We start from the raw sequence: 20,833 nt of genomic DNA on the forward strand, positions 1-20,833 counted from the left end.
TAATATATATGAAAAATAATACAAACGATACCCTTACATTAGACCAAGTAACAAATACTGCCGAAGTTTTATTAAATGCAAGAAAAGAATCTAGAGATAGATTTTCAAAAGTAGAAGATCAACCTTTTAGCTGGATTACAGAACATAGCCGTAAATTTTTAGAATCAGGTTATTTAGGAGAAGGAATAACACCTGAAAATAGAATTAAAGAAATTGCTGATAGAGCAGAGAAAATTTTGAATATTAAAGGATTTAGTGATAAGTTCTTTAAGTATATGTCTCAAGGTTTTTATTCGCTTTCTTCACCAGTATGGTCTAACTTTGGTAAAGATAGAGGTTTACCGATTAGTTGTTTTGGATCACATGTGGATGATGATATGGGGAATATCCTATATACACAGTCAGAAGTTGGAATGATGTCCAAATTAGGCGGTGGAACTTCAGGTTATTTCGGTAAAATAAGACCACGTGGGGCGAAAGTGAAGAATAACGGTCAAGCTTCTGGTTCTGTGCATGTGATGCAATTATTCGAATCAATGGTTGATGTTGTCAGTCAAGGGTCGATGAGAAGAGGAAGATTCTCTCCATACCTGCCTGTAGAGCACAAAGATATTTCTGAATTTTTAGATATCGGAACTGAAGGTAACCCAATCCAAGAATTAACGCATGGTGTAACTGTAACCAATAAATGGATGCAGGATATGATTGACGGTAATGAGGAGAACAGAGTAATCTGGGCTAAAGTATTGCAGCGTAGAGGTGAAATGGGATATCCTTATATCTTTTTCACAGACAATGCAAATAATGGCGCGGCTGATGTTTATAAAGAGAAAGATCATCCTATATACGCAAGTAATTTATGTACGGAAATAATGCTGCCTTCAAATGATGAATGGTCATTTGTTTGTGTACTTTCTAGCGTTAACCTTTTGCATTATGACAAATGGAAAGATACAGATGCTGTAGAAACAATGGTTTACTTTTTGGATGCCGTTATTACTGAATTCCTTGAAAAACTAGAAGCTTATAGAGATTCTGATAAAAGAGAAGATAGACAGACGTTTTTATTTATGGAGCGTGCATATAACTTTGCTAAATCAAATAGAGCTTTAGGTCTTGGTGTTTTAGGATGGCATTCATTATTGCAATCTAAAAAATTACCTTTTGATAGTCAAGAAGCGTTCAACTTGAACAGTGAAATTTTTAAAACAATTAAAGAGCGTTCTTATTCAGCTTCTGAACAATTAGCGGGATTATTTGGAGAGCCAGAAGTTTTAAAAGGATATGGAAGAAGAAATGCTACCTTGAATGCGGTTGCACCAACAACATCTTCAGCGTTTATTTTAGGACAAGTTTCTCAAGGAATTGAGCCAATTTGGTCTAATGTTTATGTGAAGGATATTGCTAAGATTAAAACAACGATTAAGAATCCTTTTTTAACTGAATTGTTAAAAGAAAAAGGAATGGATACGCCAGATGTTTGGAGAGATATTAGAGATAGAGATGGATCTGTTCAGCATTTAGATTTTTTAACGGATCATGAAAAGGCTGTTTTTAAAACATATCCTGAAATCGATCAAATGGATATCGTATATCAAGCAGCAAATAGACAAAATCATATTGATCAAGGTCAATCATTGAACTTGATTATTCACCCAGAAATGCCTGTGAAAGAAATCAATAAGATTCATATCACGGCTTGGCAAATGGGATTGAAATCACTTTATTATCAGCACAGTATGAATGCTGCACAGAAATTCAAACAAAAGAAAGAATGTGCGAGTTGTGAAGGATAATTGATTCGCATATTATTTAATTATAATTAAAAAGGAGCAAAAGTGGTTAACATTTTTGCTCCTTTTTATTTGCCTAAAGATTGTCGCTCGAATTCTTGCTTATACTGATGTTTTTGAAATTCAAATCTGACTGCTTCGGGAAGAATGTGCTATTGATTGCCACAATTGTGACATGATTCTCACTAAAGGTAGGGTAATTTAGAGCAAATATTAAATAGTGGAGTTTACTATTTTCTTAATTTATTTTCACTTAAACTAAAAAATATGAACAAGAATGAAACGGCAATTATTTTAATCGAATTTCAGAATGATTTTACAACGGAAGGTGGAATCTTTCATGGAGGCGTTAAAACGGTAATGGATGAAACCAATATGTTAGCAAATACCGTCGCACTTGTTAAAGAAGCAAGAGAACAAGGTTTACAAATCATTCATATTCCAATTTCATTTGCTGATAATTATAAAGAATTGACCAATAAACCTTATGGTATTTTAAAAGGTATTGTTGATAATAATGCATTTAAAAAATCGACTTGGGGCGTTGAAATCGTTGATGTATTATCTCCAGAAAAAGATGATATTGTGATTGAAGGGAAACGTGGATTATGTGGATTTCACAGTACGAATTTAGATTTCATTTTGAGAAGTAAAGGAATCAAAAATGTTGCAATTGGTGGGTTTTTAACGAACTGTTGTGTGGAGTCTACTATGCGAACTGCCTATGAAAATGGATTTAATGTTGTGACGTTAAATGATTGTTGTGCAGGTTTAAGTATCGAAGAGCATAACAATGCAATCGAAAAAGATTTTCCAATGTTCAGTCAACCAATGAGCAGCAAAGAATTTATTAATGTTGTGAATGGAAAAGATGAATTGGTTTTAGAAGGAAAAGGTTACGAATAACTAATAATTTGAATTTGTTATCAGGAGAGAATGTTCGACATTTCTCTCCTTTTTTGATTAAATAAATATTTGAAACACTAAATTGGTGTTTCTTTACAATGGCATTATAATAAACATGATAGATTCAGGGATCAGCAATTTGGTTTTAGAGAAGTTGGCGCAAGACTTAGAAGGGGAATTTCACTATAGTGATATGATGCGGGTGATTTATGCAACGGATGCCTCTGTTTATAGAGAGATGCCTTTGGCTGTAGCACTTCCAATGAATATTGATGACCTTAAAAAACTCATCAGTTTTGCGAACGAATATCATACTTCATTAATTCCACGTGCAGCAGGAACATCATTGGCAGGGCAGATAGTAGGGAATGGAATTGTTGTAGATATTTCTAAACATTTTAACCAAATTCTAGAATTTAATGCCGCTGAAAAATGGGTAAAAGTTCAACCTGGTGTTGTAAGAGATGAATTGAATGATTTTCTAGCGCCTTACAACTTATTCTTTAGTCCAATAACTTCCACCGCTAATCGTGCAATGATGGGGGGAATGGTTGGAAACAATTCTTCTGGCGCCACATCTATCATTTACGGTTCAACAAGAGATCATGTCTTATCATTAAATACGCTTTTGTCGAATGGAGAAGAAGTGACTTTTAAAGCACTCAATGCTGATGAATTCGACAAAAAAACAAAACTAGATTCGCTTGAAGGAACGATCTACCAACAAATAAAATTAGAACTTGATCAAACTAAAAATCAAGAGAATATAAGAACGCATTTTCCAAAGAAGAGTATCCATAGAAGAAATACAGGTTATGCTTTGGATTACCTTTTAGAGACGGCTGTTTTTTCAGCAACCAATACACCTTTCGATTTCTGTAAATTACTTACCGGTAGTGAAGGTACTTTGGCCTTTACTACAGAAATTAAATTACACCTAGATGCTGTTCAAAAGCCGCAAGATGTCATGGTTTGTATTCACTTTTCGCAAGTGGCAGAAAGTCTGCGCGCAACTCAATTGGCGATGAAACATACGCCAACACAATGTGAATTAATTGATAAAATCATTCTAGATTGTACAAAAGAGAATATCAACCAGAATAAGAACCGTTGGTTTATTGAAGGCGATCCTGAGGCTTTGTTAATGATTGAATTTAGAGAAGATACGATAGCAGAGGCAATGTTTAAGGCGGAAACATTGGTCGCAGATCTAAAAGCGCATGAAATGGGTTATGCTTTTCCTATCATTCCGCCAGCGCATACAGAGAAAATTAGAGACTTGCGTAAAGCAGGTTTGGGCTTATTGGCAAATATCCCTGGTGAAAAGAAAGCTGTGGCATGTATAGAAGATACTGCTGTTGCTTTAGAAGATTTAGCAGATTATATTGGTGAGGTTGGCGATATGTTAGATGGATTTGGTCAAAAACAAGTTGTTTATGCGCATGCTGGAGCAGGGGAGTTACACATTCGACCAATCTTGAATTTAAAAGACGGGAAAGATGTTGAACAGTTCTACCAAATAGGTGAAGCTTCAGCAAAATTGGTAAAAAAATACGAAGGCTCTTTGAGTGGAGAACATGGCGACGGTCGATTGAGAGGAGCATTTATTCCAATAATGGTAGGGGAAGAGAATTATCAGCTCTTCAAAAGGATAAAAGCAACATGGGATCCGAATAACATATTCAATCCGAATAAAATTGTGGATACACCACCTATGAATACTTCGTTGAGGTATGAAGCAGATGTAAAGGCAAAAGAGATTAAAACTGTTTTTAACTTTAAAGAGAATGGCGGCATCTTGCGATCGGCTGAAAAATGTAACGGTTCTGGAGATTGCCGGAAATTACCATTGTCTGGTGGAACGATGTGTCCGAGTTATCAAGCAACAAGAAATGAAAAGGATACGACGCGAGCAAGGGCTAATACATTGCGTGAATTTTTAACGCAAAGTGACAAAGAAAATCCATTCGACCACAAAGAAATTAAAGAAGTAATGGACCTGTGTTTGTCTTGTAAGGGATGTACATCTGAATGTCCTTCAAATGTGGATATGTCAACCTTAAAAGCTGAATTTTTACATAAGTATTATCAAACGAATGGTGTGCCATTAAGGGCAAAAGCATTTGCTTATATTAATGTATTTAATAATCTGGGGGGAATTGCTCCGCGGGTTTATAATTTTTTCTTAACGAATCCGCTTTTATCAAAAACGGCAAAGAAATTTTTAGGTGTCGCAACGGAAAGATCATTGCCAACCATTCATAAAATTAGTTTGCGTAAATGGTATCAAAAAAACTATAAACAATCAACTGCGAAAAATGGAACGGTTATTCTTTTCTGTGATGAATTCACCAATTGGAATGATACAGAGATTGGGATTAAAACGATTCAATTGTTACAAGCTTTAAAATACCATGTTCAATTGGTAGAACATCCTGAAAGTGGACGTGCGGCGATCTCAAAAGGATTACTGAATAGAGCAAAAGAAATGGCGAATCAAAATGTGGAGATTTTTAAACATTTAATAGATGAGCAAACGCCATTATTGGGTGTTGAACCTTCTGCTATACTAAGTTTTCGAGACGAATATCCAAGACTGGTAGATGCCAATTTGGTAGATACCGCTAAAAGAATTGGTAAATCGACTTTTATGATTGACGAGTTTTTGGCAATGGAAATGAAAAAAGGGAAGATCACAGCAGCCGATTTTACAGCGGATAAAAAACAACTTTTATTGCATGGTCATTGTCATCAAAAATCATTGGGTGATATAAACGATTGTATTGGTGTTTTATCATTGCCTGCTAACTATTTAGTGACTTTAATTCCTTCAGGATGTTGTGGTATGGCAGGATCGTTTGGTTATGAAAAAGAACATTTTGAATTGAGTCAACAAGTAGGGGAGATGGTACTTTTTCCTGCTATTAATAATTCGAGTAAGAATGTGCAAGTTGTCGCAGCTGGAACGAGTTGTAGACATCAAATTAAAGACGCAACTGAAAGAAAAGCCATTCACCCTGTTGAGGTTTTATGGGCAGCGCTTAAAAAATAGCTACTCGTCTTACGCAAAAAAAGCGACCTTGATACTCCATCAAAGCCGCTTTTTGTTTAATTGTATTCTAAAAAGTATTCAGGTTGATTATTTTAAAAAGTCTGCTTCCTTATATGCTGGATTCGGGTATTTATAGAATCCTTCTCCAGTTGATAATCCTAATTTATTTTTATCAATAAAGTTTTCTTTAAGGTATGCTACTGTTTTAATCTTAACAGGATCATTTGTCTTGTCTGCAGCCATTTTAACAACATTATACAAGGTTGTAATTCCAACAACATCAAGCATTGCGAAAGGACCGGTAGGAGAACCTGTTGCTTTCATCCAAGTTTTATCAATTGTTTCTGGATCAGCTATTTCTTTAATTAATAAATCTGTAGCCGAATTAAAGAACGGAACCAACATTGAATTGATGATATAGCCCGGTTGCTCTTTTTTAAGCGGTAAAGCCAACATGCCTATTGCTTTTGCAAATGCAACAACGTCCTCAAAAACTTTAGGATCTGTTCCAGCATGTCCCATAATCTCAGCAGTATTGTGTTTCCAGATACTATTGGCAAAATGCAATGCTAAAAAGTGAGAAGGTCTGCCTGTCGACTCAGCAAATTGACTTGGTATCATTGTCGATGAATTGGTTGCGAAGATTGTTTTTTCTGGCGCTACCTTTGCCAAATTTTCGTAGAAACCAATTTTTATTGTTGGGTTTTCTGGTACAGATTCAATCACTAAATCAGCATCTTTTACAGCTTCTTTCAGATCGGATGTGTACTTTAAATTCACAAATGTTTTGTCTAACTGAACTTGTGTAGCGTTTAAGTCTTTTTTAAATGCCTCACTCATCGGAAGGAATTTTGCTTTAGCTTTTTCTAAAACTTCGTCATTGATATCGTAAACAGTTACTTGAAATCCATGAAATGCAGTTTGAAATGCGATTTGATATCCTAGAACGCCACTGCCTGCTATTGTTATATTTTTATAGTTCATTTTATTGATTTTTAATGTTATAAACCAAAGATACGACTATAATATAGGTGTAGTATATCCTTAAATTCAGTTATACTATCCTTAATTTTTTAATGTTGTAGATTTTCTTTCAATCGATATTGAGAAGGGGAAAGAGAAGCTTTCTTTTTGAAGAATCGGCCAAAGGCTGAAATTGAATTAAATTGGAGTTTAAAGGCTATTTCTGATATGGTAAGTGTTGTGTCTCCAAGCAGAACATAAGCCTCTTTTAATAAGAGTTCGTCAATGATTTCATGTGGCGTTCTATCACTGGCCTTTTTTACAATTTCAATGAGGTATTTATTGGAAATATTCAATTTGTCGGCGTAATACTGTACTGATTTATTGATGAGTATGTTTTCTAAGATCAGTTTTCTAAAGGCTAAATAAACGTCTGATATTGTTTTGTCTTCATTTTTTATTTTCGGAATAATTTGATGGGTGATTTCAGCAACCTCAAGGATCAGATTAATTATAATGGTTCGAACGATTTCATCTGTGAATTTACCAGCTTGGTTCGACTTCAGTTCCAAATAATTAAGAATGTTTTGTAAATTTTTACTCGTTCCATCATCTGTTTTGGAAATAGCGTAGGTGCCCTTTTGAAACAAAACTGTTTTCTCAATGATAAAAGGATTCGACAGGTTTTTGAGTAAGAAATTTTTCTCAAAAAGAAGGTATTTGAATTGAATGTCTTGACTGACATCTTTGAATCGAACAGTGGTTGATGGTGCAGCAATTAGAAAGCTATTTGCTTCAATTTTATAATCATTATTATCAACCTCCATTGTCATTTTACCTTCGGTACAGATACCAAATGAATAGAAATCCATATGAAATGCCTTTTCATTTAAGTCAGCTGCTGTAGATGCCAACGAAAGGAAATATGGCTTGTCATTCTCAACACTGCAAAATGAAAGTGTTTGTTTTAAATTTGTATACAGACGCAATGGTTTTAATTCAATCGTTATAATTAGTTCTCTGTGTCACTAAAGTTAATGATTTCACTTGAAATAAAGCGTGAATGAATAGCGCTTCATCTTATATCGGTTAATTGCTCAGCCTATTAGTGTTTTAATCGAAAGAATAGGATCTTTTCTATTAAGATCCTATTTACAATTTGTCGCAGTATTCAATAAATGATTGTTTTTTAATTGAAAACTAATCGTTCGATTGAGGGTTAATTCATCGGCATCTGAAACGATATCATATTCGTAATAATAAAAACTCATCGTGAGTACTTTTCCTGTTTTTAAGGCTGTCAAAAAAACATCTAATTTATAAGCATCATAAGGAGTAAAAGGGTTGTCGAATGCTATGTCATCAATCAAGTATACTGTTGTTGAATCAGTGTCTTTTTTTGAGCTTGTAAAATCAAGACCTCCATAATTACCGTCTCTATAATTATTACTGTACTCTATTAAATAGGTAGGTTTAAGCTTAGCGTCTGTACAGTTAATATTGAAGTAGAGAACATAGTCTTCGTTTGAAAAATTACAGATACTTTTTTCGGAATTGAAATCTACAATTATCCATCCAGCTGTTTGAATGCTATAAAATTCATCAGATGATAAATTATCAGCTACAATTATAGAATCATTTTCATTGCCTTGCGCGTTAATGTGCAAAATTGACGTGATAAATAAGAAAGCGATGAAGTATTTTGTCATTTGATTTTTTTTTGCAATAATAAGATTAATTATCATGTATTCATTCGATATTGAACATTAGTAAAACGCTACATTCGTAAAGATTATAAGTGGATGCTTAGATCTCTTTTTCCAAACAATGAAAAGCAAATTCTCTTCCTGGAAAATACACATCTCCTCGAACGATGTAATTGCGTTTTTGGTAGAATTTGATATTCTGCTTGTTCTGACTATAAGTATCTAGTCGTATAGCCTTATAACCATATGATATGGCATAATTTTCAGCAAAATCCATTAGATAGTGCGCATGTCCTTTACCTTGATATTTAGGGTCAATCACAAGTCTATGAATCACCAAAACTTTGGCATCGTCAAATTCCCAAGGAATAGTTTGATATTCGGTTTCTTGCTCTTCACTCAGGTTAATTGCGCCTATAATTTCATTGTCAATTTTTAGTTGAAAAAGAACTCCAGCTTTTAAGTCATTTTCAATAATCGTTTTGGTCGGATAATTATCTGTCCACTGATGAATTCCATTTTCTATTAACTTGGATTTGGCATTTAAATAAATTTGCAACAATGCTTCTAAATCATTCGTTTTTCCCTTTTCAATAATTGGCTGATAAGTTGTGATTTTAGCCAATTCTGAATCATAAATGATTAGTCCGGTATGCTTGTCATCAAGCTGACCAATCAATATTCCCTTTTCATTCCATACTGCACTTTGTCCAACGGTTTCAAAATTGTCGCAAAAACCATAACAATTCGACATTAAAATAGGGATACTGAATTCCTTGGCAATATTAGGGAAGTGTGAATAGGCTTTATCTATTCCTTTTTGAGATTTGGCAACACTTGCAATATATATATCCATTCCTTGCTGCTGGGCATTTATAAAATGATTGCGCTGTAAAGTTTCAAAGCAGATACCAATTCCAATTTTTAGCCCTTTAATATTTAAGATGGTTTGATGATTACCGTTAACAAAATAAGGCGTTTCGTCCGAATGAAGCTGTTGTTTTGAATAAACAAGAATTTTCTGATTCGGTTGAAAAATCAACACGCTTATTTTTATTCCTTTAGGATCTCTCAAAGGCATACCAACACCAATACTGATACCATTTTCATTGGCTAAAGTTTGGAATGGAACAAAAATACGATCGTCCATATTGCTCGCTAATTCGTTCGCTAGGGGAGGTTCGTATCCAGTGACAGACAATTCAGGGAAGATGATTAAATCTGCCTTAAATTCGATCGCACGCTTAATTAAGTTCAAGTGATTTTTTATATTCTCCTGAATATTTCCGCTTTTAGACTTCGATTGAACGAGGCAAATTTTCATCAATCGTTTTTATCAGAATGTCACAGTATCTGGGTTTAATCCAGATTCTCCAATGTTTTTTAATTGGTTGATTGTCGTCATGTCATCTGAAGAAATTTCGAAATCAAAGACCTCAAAATTTTCTTTGATACGATGTGGCGTGATCGATTTAGGCAAAGGTAGAATCTCGTTTTGTAAGGCCCATCGAATGCAAATTTGTGCGACCGATTTATTGTATTTATTTGCAATTGTTATAAGCGTTGCATTGTCCAATACTTCACCTCTTCCAAGTGGACTCCATCCCTGAACGACAATATTATTTTTCTTGCAAAAAGCGACACATTCATCCTGTGTAAAACCAGGGTGATATTCTATTTGATTAACCGCTGGCGTGATCGTCGCTTTTTCTAATAAAGCCTCCAAATGATGTGGTAAGAAATTACTTGTTCCTATCGAACGAATCTTGCCTTCACTTTGTAGTTTTTCCATTGCGCGCCATGTTTCTGAATTGAGATCTTTCCAATTGCTGAATTGTTGCGCATTGGCTGGCCAATGAATGAGATATAAATCTAGATAATCCAATTGCAAATCGTTTAAAGTTTGCTCAAAGGCCTTTAAAGTCGATTCATAACCACGTTCAGTATTCCACAGTTTACTCGTCACGAATAATTCTTCTCGTGGAATTCCACAACCTTTAATTCCTTCACCAACGCCGACTTCGTTCTTGTAAACCGCGGCGGCATCGATATGTCTATAACCACTTTCAATCGCTGCTTTTATTGCATTGATTGCAGTTTCACCATCTGGCGTTTGCCAAGTGCCAAATCCAATTGAAGGAATGTTTATGCCGTTGTTTAATTTGAAGAAATTGTTCATCTGTGACGTTTTTTAATTTGGGTTTTTACTTGCCACTTGAAATTTCATGGCTATAGTAAAATTATAATTTTCTTCGATATGAATAACCTTTTTGTCAATTATTAATTCCTTTTAATTCGAAACGAACTTCAAGCCAACAATTGACGTGATTAAAGTTGTTAAAAAGAATAATCTCCACATGGTCGCAGGTTCGTTAAATAAAAAAAAACCCATTAATACTGTTCCAACAGCACCGATACCTGTCCAAATGGCATAAGCCGTTCCAATTGGTAATTGTTGCGTTACTTTTATCAGTAATAGCATGCTTACAGTTAAACAGACGAAGAATCCGATATACCAATAGGTTGATTCAATTCCATTTGCTTCTTTTGCTTTTCCGAGGCAAGTTGCAAAAGCCACTTCAAAAAGTCCTGCGAGTATTAATAATATCCAGTTCATTTAATTTTATATTGTTCGGTAAGAATTTTAGTTCGAAAACGCATTCAAAATTTCCATTGCTTTTATCGTATCTTTTTTTGCGACAAAAATATGGTCGTGATGATAAGCTGCAACGACATTACAACTAATTCCATTATCGGATAATGCCTTAGAAAATGCAGCTGTTAAACCAACAGCTTCTAGAGAAGAATGAACGGTAAGTGTGATCCATGATGCAACAAATGAATAATTCAAATTGAGTTGATCAGCGACTTCCTTTTTAGTAATAATCGTAATACTTTCTTCCTCTTTAAAAAACATAACGATTTGATTCAAGTCGATTGACTGCAAATTTTCTGTTTTGCAAAATACATATTCGCCTATTTGCTGCTTAGGTTTCATTGATTGAAGTAGGACTGCTAAATTTTTTTCTCCACTCATTTATCTAATCTTTCTAATTCTTTTAAAGTCGCTTCTCCAACACTGTGCGCTGATTGTGGATTTTGACCTGTGATTAATCTTTGATCTGTAACAACGTGTTGCGTAAATGGGGCAGACTTCTCAAAAATAGCACCGCGCTCAGCTAATTTGTCTTCTAATAAAAAAGGAACCACATCCTCTAAATTTACTTTAACCTCTTCTTCATTGGTAAAAGCATTTACTTTTTTACCGTCTACAAGGTATGATCCATCACTTAATTTTATATTCACAAGACCAGCAGGACCATGACAAACTGCACTTACTATTCCATTGTTTTCATAAATCTTAGCTGCAATCGATGCAATTTCAGTGTTTTCAGCAAAGTCCCACATCGCACCATGACCACCTGCATAATGAATCGCTACATATTCAGCTGGATTGACTTCATTCGGTTTTTTAGTATGCTCAATTTTATTGCGATAAATATCATTATCCCAAAATTTCTTATTGATCGAATCATTCATGTCAAAAGCATCTACTGGCGCCTTTCCCCCTTGGGGACTTACGAAATCTATTTCATAACCAGCAGCGTGTAGAACATTCCAAGGATGAGAAACCTCTCCTAGGTAATAACCTGTTTTTTCTCCAGTATTTCCTTTTTCATTGTGACTGGTAACAACGAATAAGATCTTTTTTAAATTTTTATTCTCTATTGTTTCTGCACTTGTCGTTGGTTTTGCATCCTCGGTTTTACTATTGCAACTTGAAAGAAGAAGAGTAAAAGAGAAGAGGAAGAGTAGTGCTGTGATTTTTGTTGAACTTGACATTTTATTTTTTTTATTTTTAATTAATAGTTTCGATTTTTTTCAAATGATGAAATAACCATACAACATCCATGAGATAAAAAATTCTATGGTACAAAATTCATCAACTTTTCAGAGAAACCATTTAACAAATGATAAAAAGTAGCCTTATTTTATTTTCGCTCTTATTCTGCTTAAACTAACCTGAGTGATACCCAAAAAGGACGCGATATGCGCTAATTGCACCCGTTGAATGATACTCGGATAATTTTTAAGAAGTGTTGCATATCGTTCTGTTGCTGTATTAAATTGCAAGGCAATAAGTCTTTCTTCTGATTTTATGAGCTCGAATTCGACAAATTTTCGGCCCCAATTGGCAATATGAACATCTTCTAAAAAGAGTGCTTGAAGTTTGTTAGTTTTCAATTCATAAAGTTCACAATCTTCCAATAACTCAACATCTTCATACCCTTTTTGATTGTTAACATAACTCTTCATTGAAACTACAGGATCGCCCTCTTGCCCAAACCAAAATGTTATTTGGTTATCATCCGAATAGGCATAGGCTCTTGCAATTCCTTTTTTAATGAAATAAATGCTTGTTTCAACTTTGTTAACCTTAAATAAAATATGTCCTTTTGGATATTTAGTTTCAATTATCGATTCCTTAATGGCGTTTTTAGATGCCGTTGGAAGGGGATATATATGATCTATAATTTGGTCTAAATCCATTTATTATACGATTAACTTGTTTTGCAATATTGGTATTATTCAGTGGTTTAAAAAGTTTTAGCACAGTAAGTTTATTGTTTAAACTTTAGGTACTATTTGAATGAGTTGGCTTTACGGCCCACAAATGACAATAAAAATAACAAAATAACAAGTCCGTTTGTCAAAGCAATTAAGAAAGGCACACGCAACGGATACGCGATTATAGCTTGCAACATTATTTCTATAAAAAAAAAGCGGTTTAAGTAGATACCCAAACCGCTTTATTCGTTCCATCGCTATTTCAAGATTAATAATTTTTTTTGAGCGCTAATTTAGGTTTGAAGAATGGTGCCAAACCAAAGAAAATCATTGCTGGAAAAAAGTGCATAGGTATTACAAGGCCAGGGAACAATTCTGGAAAGTCCAAGTCCAAAGGAAGAGACATCATAATTGGGCCAAGAATACTTAAAAAAGACAATAACATGATTACTAAATTCAAGATACCTTTAAGGTTTGATTTTTTTATTTGATCAAGAAATACATAACCTAAAGCCATTAGCATACATCCAATTATTGATGAGCCTGCAATAGCTCCCATGTTAATTACTAAACTGAAATCAACGAAGTTTAGGTTTTGATAAAGTTCAAGATAAACAATACCGGCAATTGCGGATAATGTTCCGGCGATTATGCCGTGAAGGAAATTTAATCTCATTGTATAAATTATTTTGTTACTGGAATAATCACTTCTAGTTTGATAGCATCAGATACCTTTTTCGACATTCCTTTCATGGTTCCAACGTTATAAGCTAATCTATTCACTGAAAAGTTAGATTTAAAAGTATTGTTTTTGAATGTAAACGGAATGGTCATTTCACTCTTAACTCCGTGAATTTCCATATTACCAACTGCTTCATAACCACTAGAGGTTTTGATAAACTTATGCGCAGTATACTTAATGTTTGGATAAGTTTCTGCATCGAACCATTTATCGCTCACTGCATGCTTATTTTTAGTGCCGTTTCCCGTGTTTATTGAATTTACAGGAATGGTAAAAACGACTTTTGAACCAGCTAGATTGTTTTCATCAAATTGTACATCTCCGTCCAATTCCTTAAAGATTCCTTCAACATCTGTTCCTGAAAATTTTATGGAATGATTGTCAGAAATATTCCAGTTAATTGATTGGTTGATTGTAAAAGCGGAAAGTGTAAGTACTATTCCGGTAAGTAATAAATAATTAATTGTTTTCATGATTTTTTTAATTTATATGTTTGAACAAATTTATGGGTAATGAGGGGAATAAAAATTAAGGTACCTTAAGAAATGACTAAGAGATCTACTTTTTTAACCAATCTAAGAGATTAAACAATTGAAAGTGATATTAACAATGTTTGAAGCTATAAATGAAGGGATTTTACCAACTTTAAAATCATTACGATCAAGACTCAATTTTCCAGTAATATTGCCATCCTTTAGTTGAAAGGGAAATTTAATATTATTTGTAGTCCCTGCAATCATTAGCAATCCATTAACCCAAAACTGATTGTTTTCCTTTGTTATTTCATTACTTGAAAATACTATTTTGGGATATTCGGCTACATTAAAAAAGTCTTTTTGCTTTAGGTGTTCATTTCGTTTAGCATTTTTTGTATCCAAATTAGCCAATGGAATTTGGAGTTCTACATTTGAAGTTGAAAGGTCATTTTCATTCCAATTGACGGTTCCTATAACTCCTGGTAGCTTTCCTTCTACTGTAAGAAAAAATAATTTTTTGATTGTAAAATTTACTGTTGAATTTGATGTTTTAATTTCCATTTGAATTAATTTATTTTGATGAGACTTTCTGTCATCGATTTGTATTTAAATTTGTTTGTTATCTGCGTACTAGTTTAATTGCTTTTTCTGGACAAACTTGGACGCATAAGCCACAAGCATGACACTGGTCTTCGTTTTTTAAATATGCTTTTTGGTTATTAAAAAAGGTTTTGATTTTTCCTTTAAGATTTAGATCCTTTTTATCCTCGTCAGTTATTGTTCGCATCTCAAGAACATCATATGGACATACGGGAATACAGTCTTCTTTTCCGCCGCAACTGTTCGGGTTAATGACTGGTTTTAATTTACCGCTTGTCTCATCACATTTTATATTCTTTTCGTCCATTTAAGTCTTATTTGCTTGTTAGTAAAATGTTATTGCCAGAAGGATCGCTTATCCAATATCCTCCATCTTTCTGAGTGGTGTTTTTAATATTAAGGATGCCTTTCTGTAAAGTCTGTTCAGATTCAAAAATGATTTGAAAATGACGCATGCCTGCGTTCTCTTTAGGTGCAAGCGGACGATTAATTCCATGCCAAGCGTTCATTGCAATTCTATGCTTATAGTCACCTCCTGCACCAACATCTGCATACAGATATTCAGGCATGTAATTAAATTTTGAAAAACCTATATTTTTATAAAATGTGTTCGAGGCTTCCACATTATTTGCGTATAAATGGAAGTGACCAATTTTGGTTTCTTCCGAAATCATTTTAAAAATATTAGTGTCCTTTAAGTGACGCAATGATTCTTCTAAATCAAGACGAGCGGATGCAGGTCTTATGACCCCATCAGTACCTTCCATTGCAATTCCTTTTTCGGTTACAACTCTTTTGAACCGTTCAGGTGTTTCAAGTGTAAATTCAACATTGATTCCATCAGGGTCTTCTAAATAGATTGATTTAGACATGGTATGATCAACAGGAGAATAAGGATACTTATTGACATTAAGGCGGTGAAGCATACTGGCAAATTCCGCTTCATTAGGTGGGTGGATTGCAAAATGATACAAACCACTAAACCCTTTTTGATATGACTTGGTCGCCGCTTCATGCACAACAACTAATGTCACCTTTTCGGTGCCAAATTCGGCAAAATTTGAAGTTAATTTCCTTAACCTCATACCAACAATTGTGGTCCAGAATGCTACTGATTTAATAAGGTTAGTGTTGTTTAAATGAATAGCTCCAAAAGTTGCCATCTCTACAGATGTTTTGGGCTGTAATTTGTTGTTTTCCGAGCGTTCGGAAGCGATTGAAGAAAATCCATTCATTGTTAATAATGTTCCTGCGCCTATCATATTGAATAGAAATTTTTTTCGTTTCATGGCACCTTGTTTTTAGTTAATTTAGAATGGGGTCTTTTTGGATTCAAAAATTATTGAAAACTTAAAACCCTAAAACTTTTAACAAAGTTCGGGATAGGAGGGAAGAAAAAAATTAAGGTAGTTTAAGAAATGAGAGATTACTTATTTTTTTACTAGTTTTCGTCTAATTTCACTTAGATATTCAGGTGTAACGCCAATGTATGAAGCAATAAGTTTTAGTCTGAGTCTTTGAACGAGGGTAGGGTATGTTTCTGTGAAGTCAATGTATCGTTGCTCTGCGGTTGAGCTGAGTAAACTTATTACCCGTTTATTTGATGCTATTAAATTATTCCTATACTTATTCGACATTTCAATCACTTCTTCTTTTTCAAGCAGATCTAAGTTTTGATATTCAGATTTTGATATTAATGTAATTTCAGAATCTTCAATTGCTTCAACGTATATTTCTGACGGGACATCGAAAGTAAAGCTATTTAAATCACCAATCATCCAGTGCTCAGGTGCAAATTGTATAATATGTTCTTTGCCTTCGCTATCTATGATATAACTCTTTAAGCATCCTGTTTTTACAAAATAACCATTCTTAGCTATTTTACCTGGACTTGACAGAAGCTCTCCTTTAACTATTGTTTGCGTATTGGAATGATTTAAGTTCTTCATTTATATGAATGAATGCTATTGATTAAGTAAAAATAGACATTTTATTGGTTTACGAATATTATACCGGGACAGGATTAGCAAAAAATGTCGAACTGAATATAGCAGGGCATTAGGTTTTTATTTATTCAAGTATGAGATTGTTTTTAGTTCAAGTCCTGACTTCAAACTGATATAATTAAAGATCTCTTCATTTTGTTCTTTTTTAGATAACCCGCTCAAAGTATTCCAAGCTGCACCATCTGAAAATTTCAGATAATAATGAGGTTTAGGAACTAGACTATTGTCATATTTTTTATTTTCTATCAAATAAATAAGTTCAATATCATTGTATGAATAGCTTTTTTCATTTAAAGTCCTCAATTGATGGTAAACTATCCCGTTTTCTCGGATTGCAATAAAGTTATTTGAGTAGCCCCAAGTCACCGCAGTGGCAATTAAAAGCAAACCCCAAGTCAGCGGTTTTACAATCTTTTTCCCGTCAAAACCATGCTTCAAATTCGTGTAATGATGATATTCAAGAAGCCTCGACTTAAGAATTAATCGACCAAAATACGCTGTTAGATAAATACTTATTGCAAACCCTAGTATACCAGCAGGAGCATACCAAATATTCGCTTCAGGTACAATGTAGTATATAGTGTCATCTTGAGATCCCGATTGCAAACAAATAAATTCCAAAATGGGTTTTATTAAAAAAGTTGAGAACACTGTGATTATTAAAAGAAGCAATCCAAATTTCAATTCCCACGTTTTGTATTCGATTTTTAGTGCTTTAAAGCTTTTTGAAGATTTTGATTCCCCTTTGTAGGGGAACAATTTGGCGATTAAACTAAATATTATTATAACTGCTAGACCAGAGGCTATGTTCATTTCGATCGGGTATAATTGCTAACGTTTGAGTGTAAGAATAGTGCTGTTTTGCTTACGAGGATTTTCCGAAGGAAAATTAGAAGCTAGTAAAACTGCTCTAACTTTTGATTCAATTCTAACTTACGCATTATTTTTATCTTTGTTACCTGCAGTCTGTTCTGTCCACTTATCAAATGATACAACGAATTTTTGCAATTCAATTTCTGTGTTCTTATCCGATATTTTACCATTTTTTTCGAATTTTCCTTTTACTCCTTGTATTAAAAGAGTTGTTTCTTCCGAAAATTTCGCTTGGATAGTTTCCATAATCAATTTCAGCTCCTCGTGTGCCTTTTCACCACTTGCCGAAGCAGTTATCAATCCAATTGGTTTGTCCGAGAAAACAGTTGTAGATACACACCATTCAATCATATTTTTTAAACCACTCGGAATACTGAAAACATATTCAGGTGTACAAATTATAATTCCATCTGAATTTTCAATTTTATCACGAAAAGCATCAACTTGCTCTGGTACATTTTTGTCGGTTAGTTCCGTTTTAAAATGTGGTAATTTGCTTAAATCATCTATAATTTCCAAATTAAAATCAAATTTAACCGTTTCCGATATCCATTTGAGAATTGAAAGATTTGTAGAATTCCGACTGGCACTTCCACAAATTCCAATTATATTTTTCTTTTTCATTTTTCAATTCGTTTGCGTGTATTTTTTAGCTTACTGGTATCGTTTGAGTAAAATTAAGGATTTACTTTGTGAACCTTAAACTTGTGGTAGGTTGCAGCTGAACAGCTTCGCTGTAATTTTTATTTTTTATTGTCATCAGTTTTAATTTCCATTGGGGTCAAAACCATGCTCTACTCCTTTTTGATAATACTCTTGAGCTTTCTTCTTCTTGCCTTTCAAATCAAAATATTTTCCCATTTGCATATATGACATAGGATCTGTTGGGTAATAATTGATATATAATTCAAGAAAAGAGTATGAACGATCAGAATTATTTTCTAATTCTTGGCACCTCCAAGCAAGCCCGCTTAAATCATAAGCAGAAGGTATTATGGTATAACCTAATTTTTTTGATAACATTTTATAATGCTCATCTAAAACAATATGGGAACTATCAGTCAAAGTTTGAAACGAAGGTTTTTTGTAGAAATCAAAAATGAACTTTAAACCATCATAGGAACTAATAAACGGGACTGTGCCATGACTCTCTACTTCATAATATTGACTTTTCCAAATTATTTTTTCTGAAGTGTTTTTACTTAATAATTCTTCAAATTCGAAAGCAGATCGAATTCCAAGTGTGGCATTGGTTGTATCTTTTAGAGCATGCTCTAAGGACTGAATTGATGTAGGTAAACTATTTGCTATTGATAGGAATATTTTTTTTTCTTTTAGTATTGGATTTTTCAAGAAAGTCTCAGTATTTGAGATAGCTTCCATTTCAGCCCACCATAATGCGGGATCCATTATTAGGAAAGCGTTAAATTCATTCGTTGTATACAATAGTTTTGTTGCAAATAATCCACTTATAGAGTGGCCACATAGAATTCTGTAAGGAGCTGTTGAATAACTTGAATCAATAAGTGGGATTAATTCTTCAATAATGAAGTCTTCGAATTTTTGTCCTCCTCCGTTCGGCTTAAAATTACTTGATGAATCAGCGACATGCGTCAAATCTAAACTGCGATTGTTGTTCTTAATCCCAACAATAATAATTTGGGGAATAACATTCTTACCTGAAAGATAATTTATCACATCTTTATGACCTTCAAATAAAGTCTCTCCATCAAGTACATAAGAAACAGGATATTTTTTTTGATTTGAGTAGTCATGAGGAAGCGAGATTACAAGTTCTCGTTTCTCGCTAAGGATTTTACTATCAATTGTGAGGTTTTGTGTGTTTTTTTGGCATAAAAGAATAGAGCTATGTAATAAAGTAAGAAATAATAAAATTGTTTTCATGGTTTTAGATTGATGACGACGTTTGAGTAAATATAGCCATTTTTAGATGACATCGTTTTTGTTTTGGCCAAGCCTGGATACAAATTATTCTGTCAAATTTGGTTATCAATGTATTGTATGATAGGTTGTTGGGTAAGGTGTGGGAATGATATTTATTTAGTAGGGAAGCATTTATTTTTTAATTTTTGAAGGCAAATAGTAAGTTGGATTGTAAAATATATAGTACTATGTATAGCAAAGTACTATATGTTTTATATATTTGTCAAAAACAATCTAATTATGAAATATATATTATCCTTTTGCTTAATGGCTTTTTTTCTTAATAGCAGCTTAAACGCACAGAATTTACTGATCAAACAAGAGCGAATTGAAATAGAGAAGAGTCCAAAATATTCTACATTTGTCTCAAAATTCCCATTTCTAGACAGTATAAATTTTTATGAAATAACCTATTTGAGTGATAGTTTGATGATCAATGGTCATCTGGTCTCACCGAAAAGAAGTGGCGATTTCCCTGCAATCATATATAACAGAGGTGGCAATCGAGAATTTGGTTTGAACACATTAAAAAAAATTGTTGCGACTGGTTTGGCTGAATTAGCTTCGGAGGGATATGTAATTGCTATGACTCAGTATAGAGGAAACGGTGGAAGCGAGGGAACTGAGGAGTTTGGAGGAGCAGATGTGAATGATGTGTTAAATTTAATTGACGTCATGTCAGAAATCGAGAATGTTGATACATCAAGCATTGGAATGTATGGATGGAGCAGAGGAGGCATAATGACTTATAGTACCTTAATTCAAACCAACAAAATTAAGGCTGTTGTAGTAGGTGGAGGCGTCTCAGATTCTTGGGATGTTTTAGAGTTAAGACCTGGGTTTGAAGAGCATGTTTATCGTGAATTAATCCCAAACTATGAAGAAAACAAATCAGAAGAGTTAGATAAGCGATCGGCTATTAAGTGGGTCGATAAGTTTCCTAAAAATGTTCCTATTCTAGTGTTGCATGGTGGTTCAGATGGGAATGTAAACCCAAAACAACCATTAGAGCTCAGTTTGAAATTTAATGAATTTCGCATTCCCCATAAATTGATAATTTATGAAGGTGATGATCATTTGTTAAGAAACCATAGAGAAGAAGCGCAACTAGAGATTGAGCATTGGTTTAAACGATATCTTTCGGAAGAAGAGTCAACCCCAGATATGAATTATCGAATTTCTAAATAACAGATATATCCAATA

At 33.8% G+C, this 20,833-nt stretch carries 22 protein-coding genes; 4 read left to right on the forward strand and 18 right to left on the reverse strand.

Translation table 11 applies throughout. From position 1 onward, the window contains the following. Window positions 1–8 precede the first annotated feature (8 nt). The 3 genes from T367_RS0119865 to T367_RS0119875 all read left to right on the forward strand — a co-directional run bounded on the left by T367_RS0119865 (window position 9) and on the right by T367_RS0119875 (window position 5,751). Window positions 9–1,796: a ribonucleoside-diphosphate reductase subunit alpha gene (locus tag T367_RS0119865; protein WP_027421392.1), complete on the forward strand. Its 1,788-nt coding sequence runs from the start codon at window positions 9–11 to the stop codon at window positions 1,794–1,796. 264 nt (window positions 1,797–2,060) lie between these two features. After that, on the forward strand, window positions 2,061–2,699 hold the full coding sequence (locus tag T367_RS23330) for a cysteine hydrolase (protein WP_035846509.1): 639 nt from the start codon (window positions 2,061–2,063) through the stop codon (window positions 2,697–2,699). A 115-nt stretch (window positions 2,700–2,814) separates the two neighbouring features. After that, window positions 2,815–5,751, forward strand: coding sequence for an FAD-binding and (Fe-S)-binding domain-containing protein (locus tag T367_RS0119875; RefSeq protein ID WP_027421393.1), 2,937 nt, complete (start codon window positions 2,815–2,817; stop codon window positions 5,749–5,751). Between the two features lie 87 nt (window positions 5,752–5,838). Here T367_RS0119875 and T367_RS0119880 read toward each other — a convergent pair whose 3' ends face one another. From T367_RS0119880 to T367_RS0119965, 18 genes are all read right to left on the reverse strand, one after another. Then, window positions 5,839–6,735 (reverse strand): 3-hydroxyacyl-CoA dehydrogenase, encoded by an 897-nt coding sequence (locus T367_RS0119880; RefSeq protein WP_027421394.1) that lies wholly within the window; start codon window positions 6,733–6,735, stop codon window positions 5,839–5,841. A gap of 89 nt (window positions 6,736–6,824) precedes the next feature. Next, the gene (locus tag T367_RS0119885; protein ID WP_027421395.1) at window positions 6,825–7,703 is read right to left on the reverse strand and encodes a helix-turn-helix domain-containing protein; all 879 of its coding nucleotides are present in this window, start codon (window positions 7,701–7,703) and stop codon (window positions 6,825–6,827) included. 159 nt (window positions 7,704–7,862) lie between these two features. Next, window positions 7,863–8,423, reverse strand: coding sequence for a hypothetical protein (locus tag T367_RS0119890; RefSeq protein ID WP_157454330.1), 561 nt, complete (start codon window positions 8,421–8,423; stop codon window positions 7,863–7,865). A 97-nt stretch (window positions 8,424–8,520) separates the two neighbouring features. Further along, entirely contained in the window at window positions 8,521–9,744 is a 1,224-nt protein-coding gene (locus T367_RS24605) for a GNAT family N-acetyltransferase (protein ID WP_072032234.1), read from the reverse strand. Between the two features lie 12 nt (window positions 9,745–9,756). Continuing rightward, a complete protein-coding gene (locus T367_RS0119900; RefSeq protein ID WP_027421397.1) occupies window positions 9,757–10,599 on the reverse strand; it encodes an aldo/keto reductase in 843 nt (280 codons plus the stop codon). A gap of 111 nt (window positions 10,600–10,710) precedes the next feature. Beyond that, window positions 10,711–11,037, reverse strand: coding sequence for a DMT family transporter (locus T367_RS0119905; protein WP_027421398.1), 327 nt, complete (start codon window positions 11,035–11,037; stop codon window positions 10,711–10,713). A 27-nt stretch (window positions 11,038–11,064) separates the two neighbouring features. Next, window positions 11,065–11,457 (reverse strand): ACT domain-containing protein, encoded by a 393-nt coding sequence (locus tag T367_RS0119910; protein ID WP_027421399.1) that lies wholly within the window; start codon window positions 11,455–11,457, stop codon window positions 11,065–11,067. Further along, complete coding sequence (locus T367_RS0119915) at window positions 11,454–12,263, reverse strand: type 1 glutamine amidotransferase domain-containing protein (RefSeq protein WP_084274498.1); 810 nt, start codon at window positions 12,261–12,263, stop codon at window positions 11,454–11,456. Before T367_RS0119915 ends, T367_RS0119910 begins: the two co-directional genes overlap by 4 nt. A gap of 144 nt (window positions 12,264–12,407) precedes the next feature. Further along, on the reverse strand, window positions 12,408–12,971 hold the full coding sequence (locus T367_RS0119920; RefSeq protein WP_027421401.1) for a Crp/Fnr family transcriptional regulator: 564 nt from the start codon (window positions 12,969–12,971) through the stop codon (window positions 12,408–12,410). Between the two features lie 286 nt (window positions 12,972–13,257). Next, window positions 13,258–13,665 (reverse strand): hypothetical protein, encoded by a 408-nt coding sequence (locus tag T367_RS0119925; protein ID WP_027421402.1) that lies wholly within the window; start codon window positions 13,663–13,665, stop codon window positions 13,258–13,260. Between the two features lie 8 nt (window positions 13,666–13,673). Then, window positions 13,674–14,204, reverse strand: coding sequence for a YceI family protein (locus T367_RS0119930; RefSeq protein WP_027421403.1), 531 nt, complete (start codon window positions 14,202–14,204; stop codon window positions 13,674–13,676). Between the two features lie 102 nt (window positions 14,205–14,306). Next, window positions 14,307–14,768, reverse strand: coding sequence for a YceI family protein (locus T367_RS0119935; RefSeq protein WP_027421404.1), 462 nt, complete (start codon window positions 14,766–14,768; stop codon window positions 14,307–14,309). Between the two features lie 58 nt (window positions 14,769–14,826). Beyond that, window positions 14,827–15,114, reverse strand: a complete 288-nt coding sequence (locus tag T367_RS0119940; protein WP_035846528.1) for an ATP-binding protein — start codon at window positions 15,112–15,114, stop codon at window positions 14,827–14,829. A gap of 7 nt (window positions 15,115–15,121) precedes the next feature. After that, entirely contained in the window at window positions 15,122–16,096 is a 975-nt protein-coding gene (locus T367_RS0119945) for a VOC family protein (RefSeq protein WP_027421406.1), read from the reverse strand. 141 nt (window positions 16,097–16,237) lie between these two features. Continuing rightward, window positions 16,238–16,756 (reverse strand): Crp/Fnr family transcriptional regulator, encoded by a 519-nt coding sequence (locus tag T367_RS23340; RefSeq protein ID WP_051568699.1) that lies wholly within the window; start codon window positions 16,754–16,756, stop codon window positions 16,238–16,240. 117 nt (window positions 16,757–16,873) lie between these two features. Further along, entirely contained in the window at window positions 16,874–17,434 is a 561-nt protein-coding gene (locus T367_RS0119955) for a hypothetical protein (protein WP_157454331.1), read from the reverse strand. Window positions 17,435–17,746: 312 nt separating this feature from the next. After that, complete coding sequence (locus tag T367_RS0119960) at window positions 17,747–18,310, reverse strand: NADPH-dependent FMN reductase (protein ID WP_027421408.1); 564 nt, start codon at window positions 18,308–18,310, stop codon at window positions 17,747–17,749. Window positions 18,311–18,451: 141 nt separating this feature from the next. Further along, window positions 18,452–19,591 carry an alpha/beta hydrolase gene (locus T367_RS0119965; protein WP_027421409.1) on the reverse strand — a complete coding sequence of 380 codons (1,140 nt, stop codon included), beginning with the start codon at window positions 19,589–19,591 and terminating at the stop codon, window positions 18,452–18,454. A gap of 279 nt (window positions 19,592–19,870) precedes the next feature. Between T367_RS0119965 and T367_RS23345 the strand changes: the two genes are divergently transcribed. Beyond that, the gene (locus tag T367_RS23345; RefSeq protein WP_169736092.1) at window positions 19,871–20,818 is read left to right on the forward strand and encodes an alpha/beta hydrolase family protein; all 948 of its coding nucleotides are present in this window, start codon (window positions 19,871–19,873) and stop codon (window positions 20,816–20,818) included. The last annotated feature ends 15 nt before the right edge of the window (window positions 20,819–20,833 follow it).

The sequence above is a fragment of the Crocinitomix catalasitica ATCC 23190 genome (assembly GCF_000621625.1).
Classification (GTDB): Bacteria; Bacteroidota; Bacteroidia; order Flavobacteriales_D; family Crocinitomicaceae; genus Crocinitomix; species Crocinitomix catalasitica.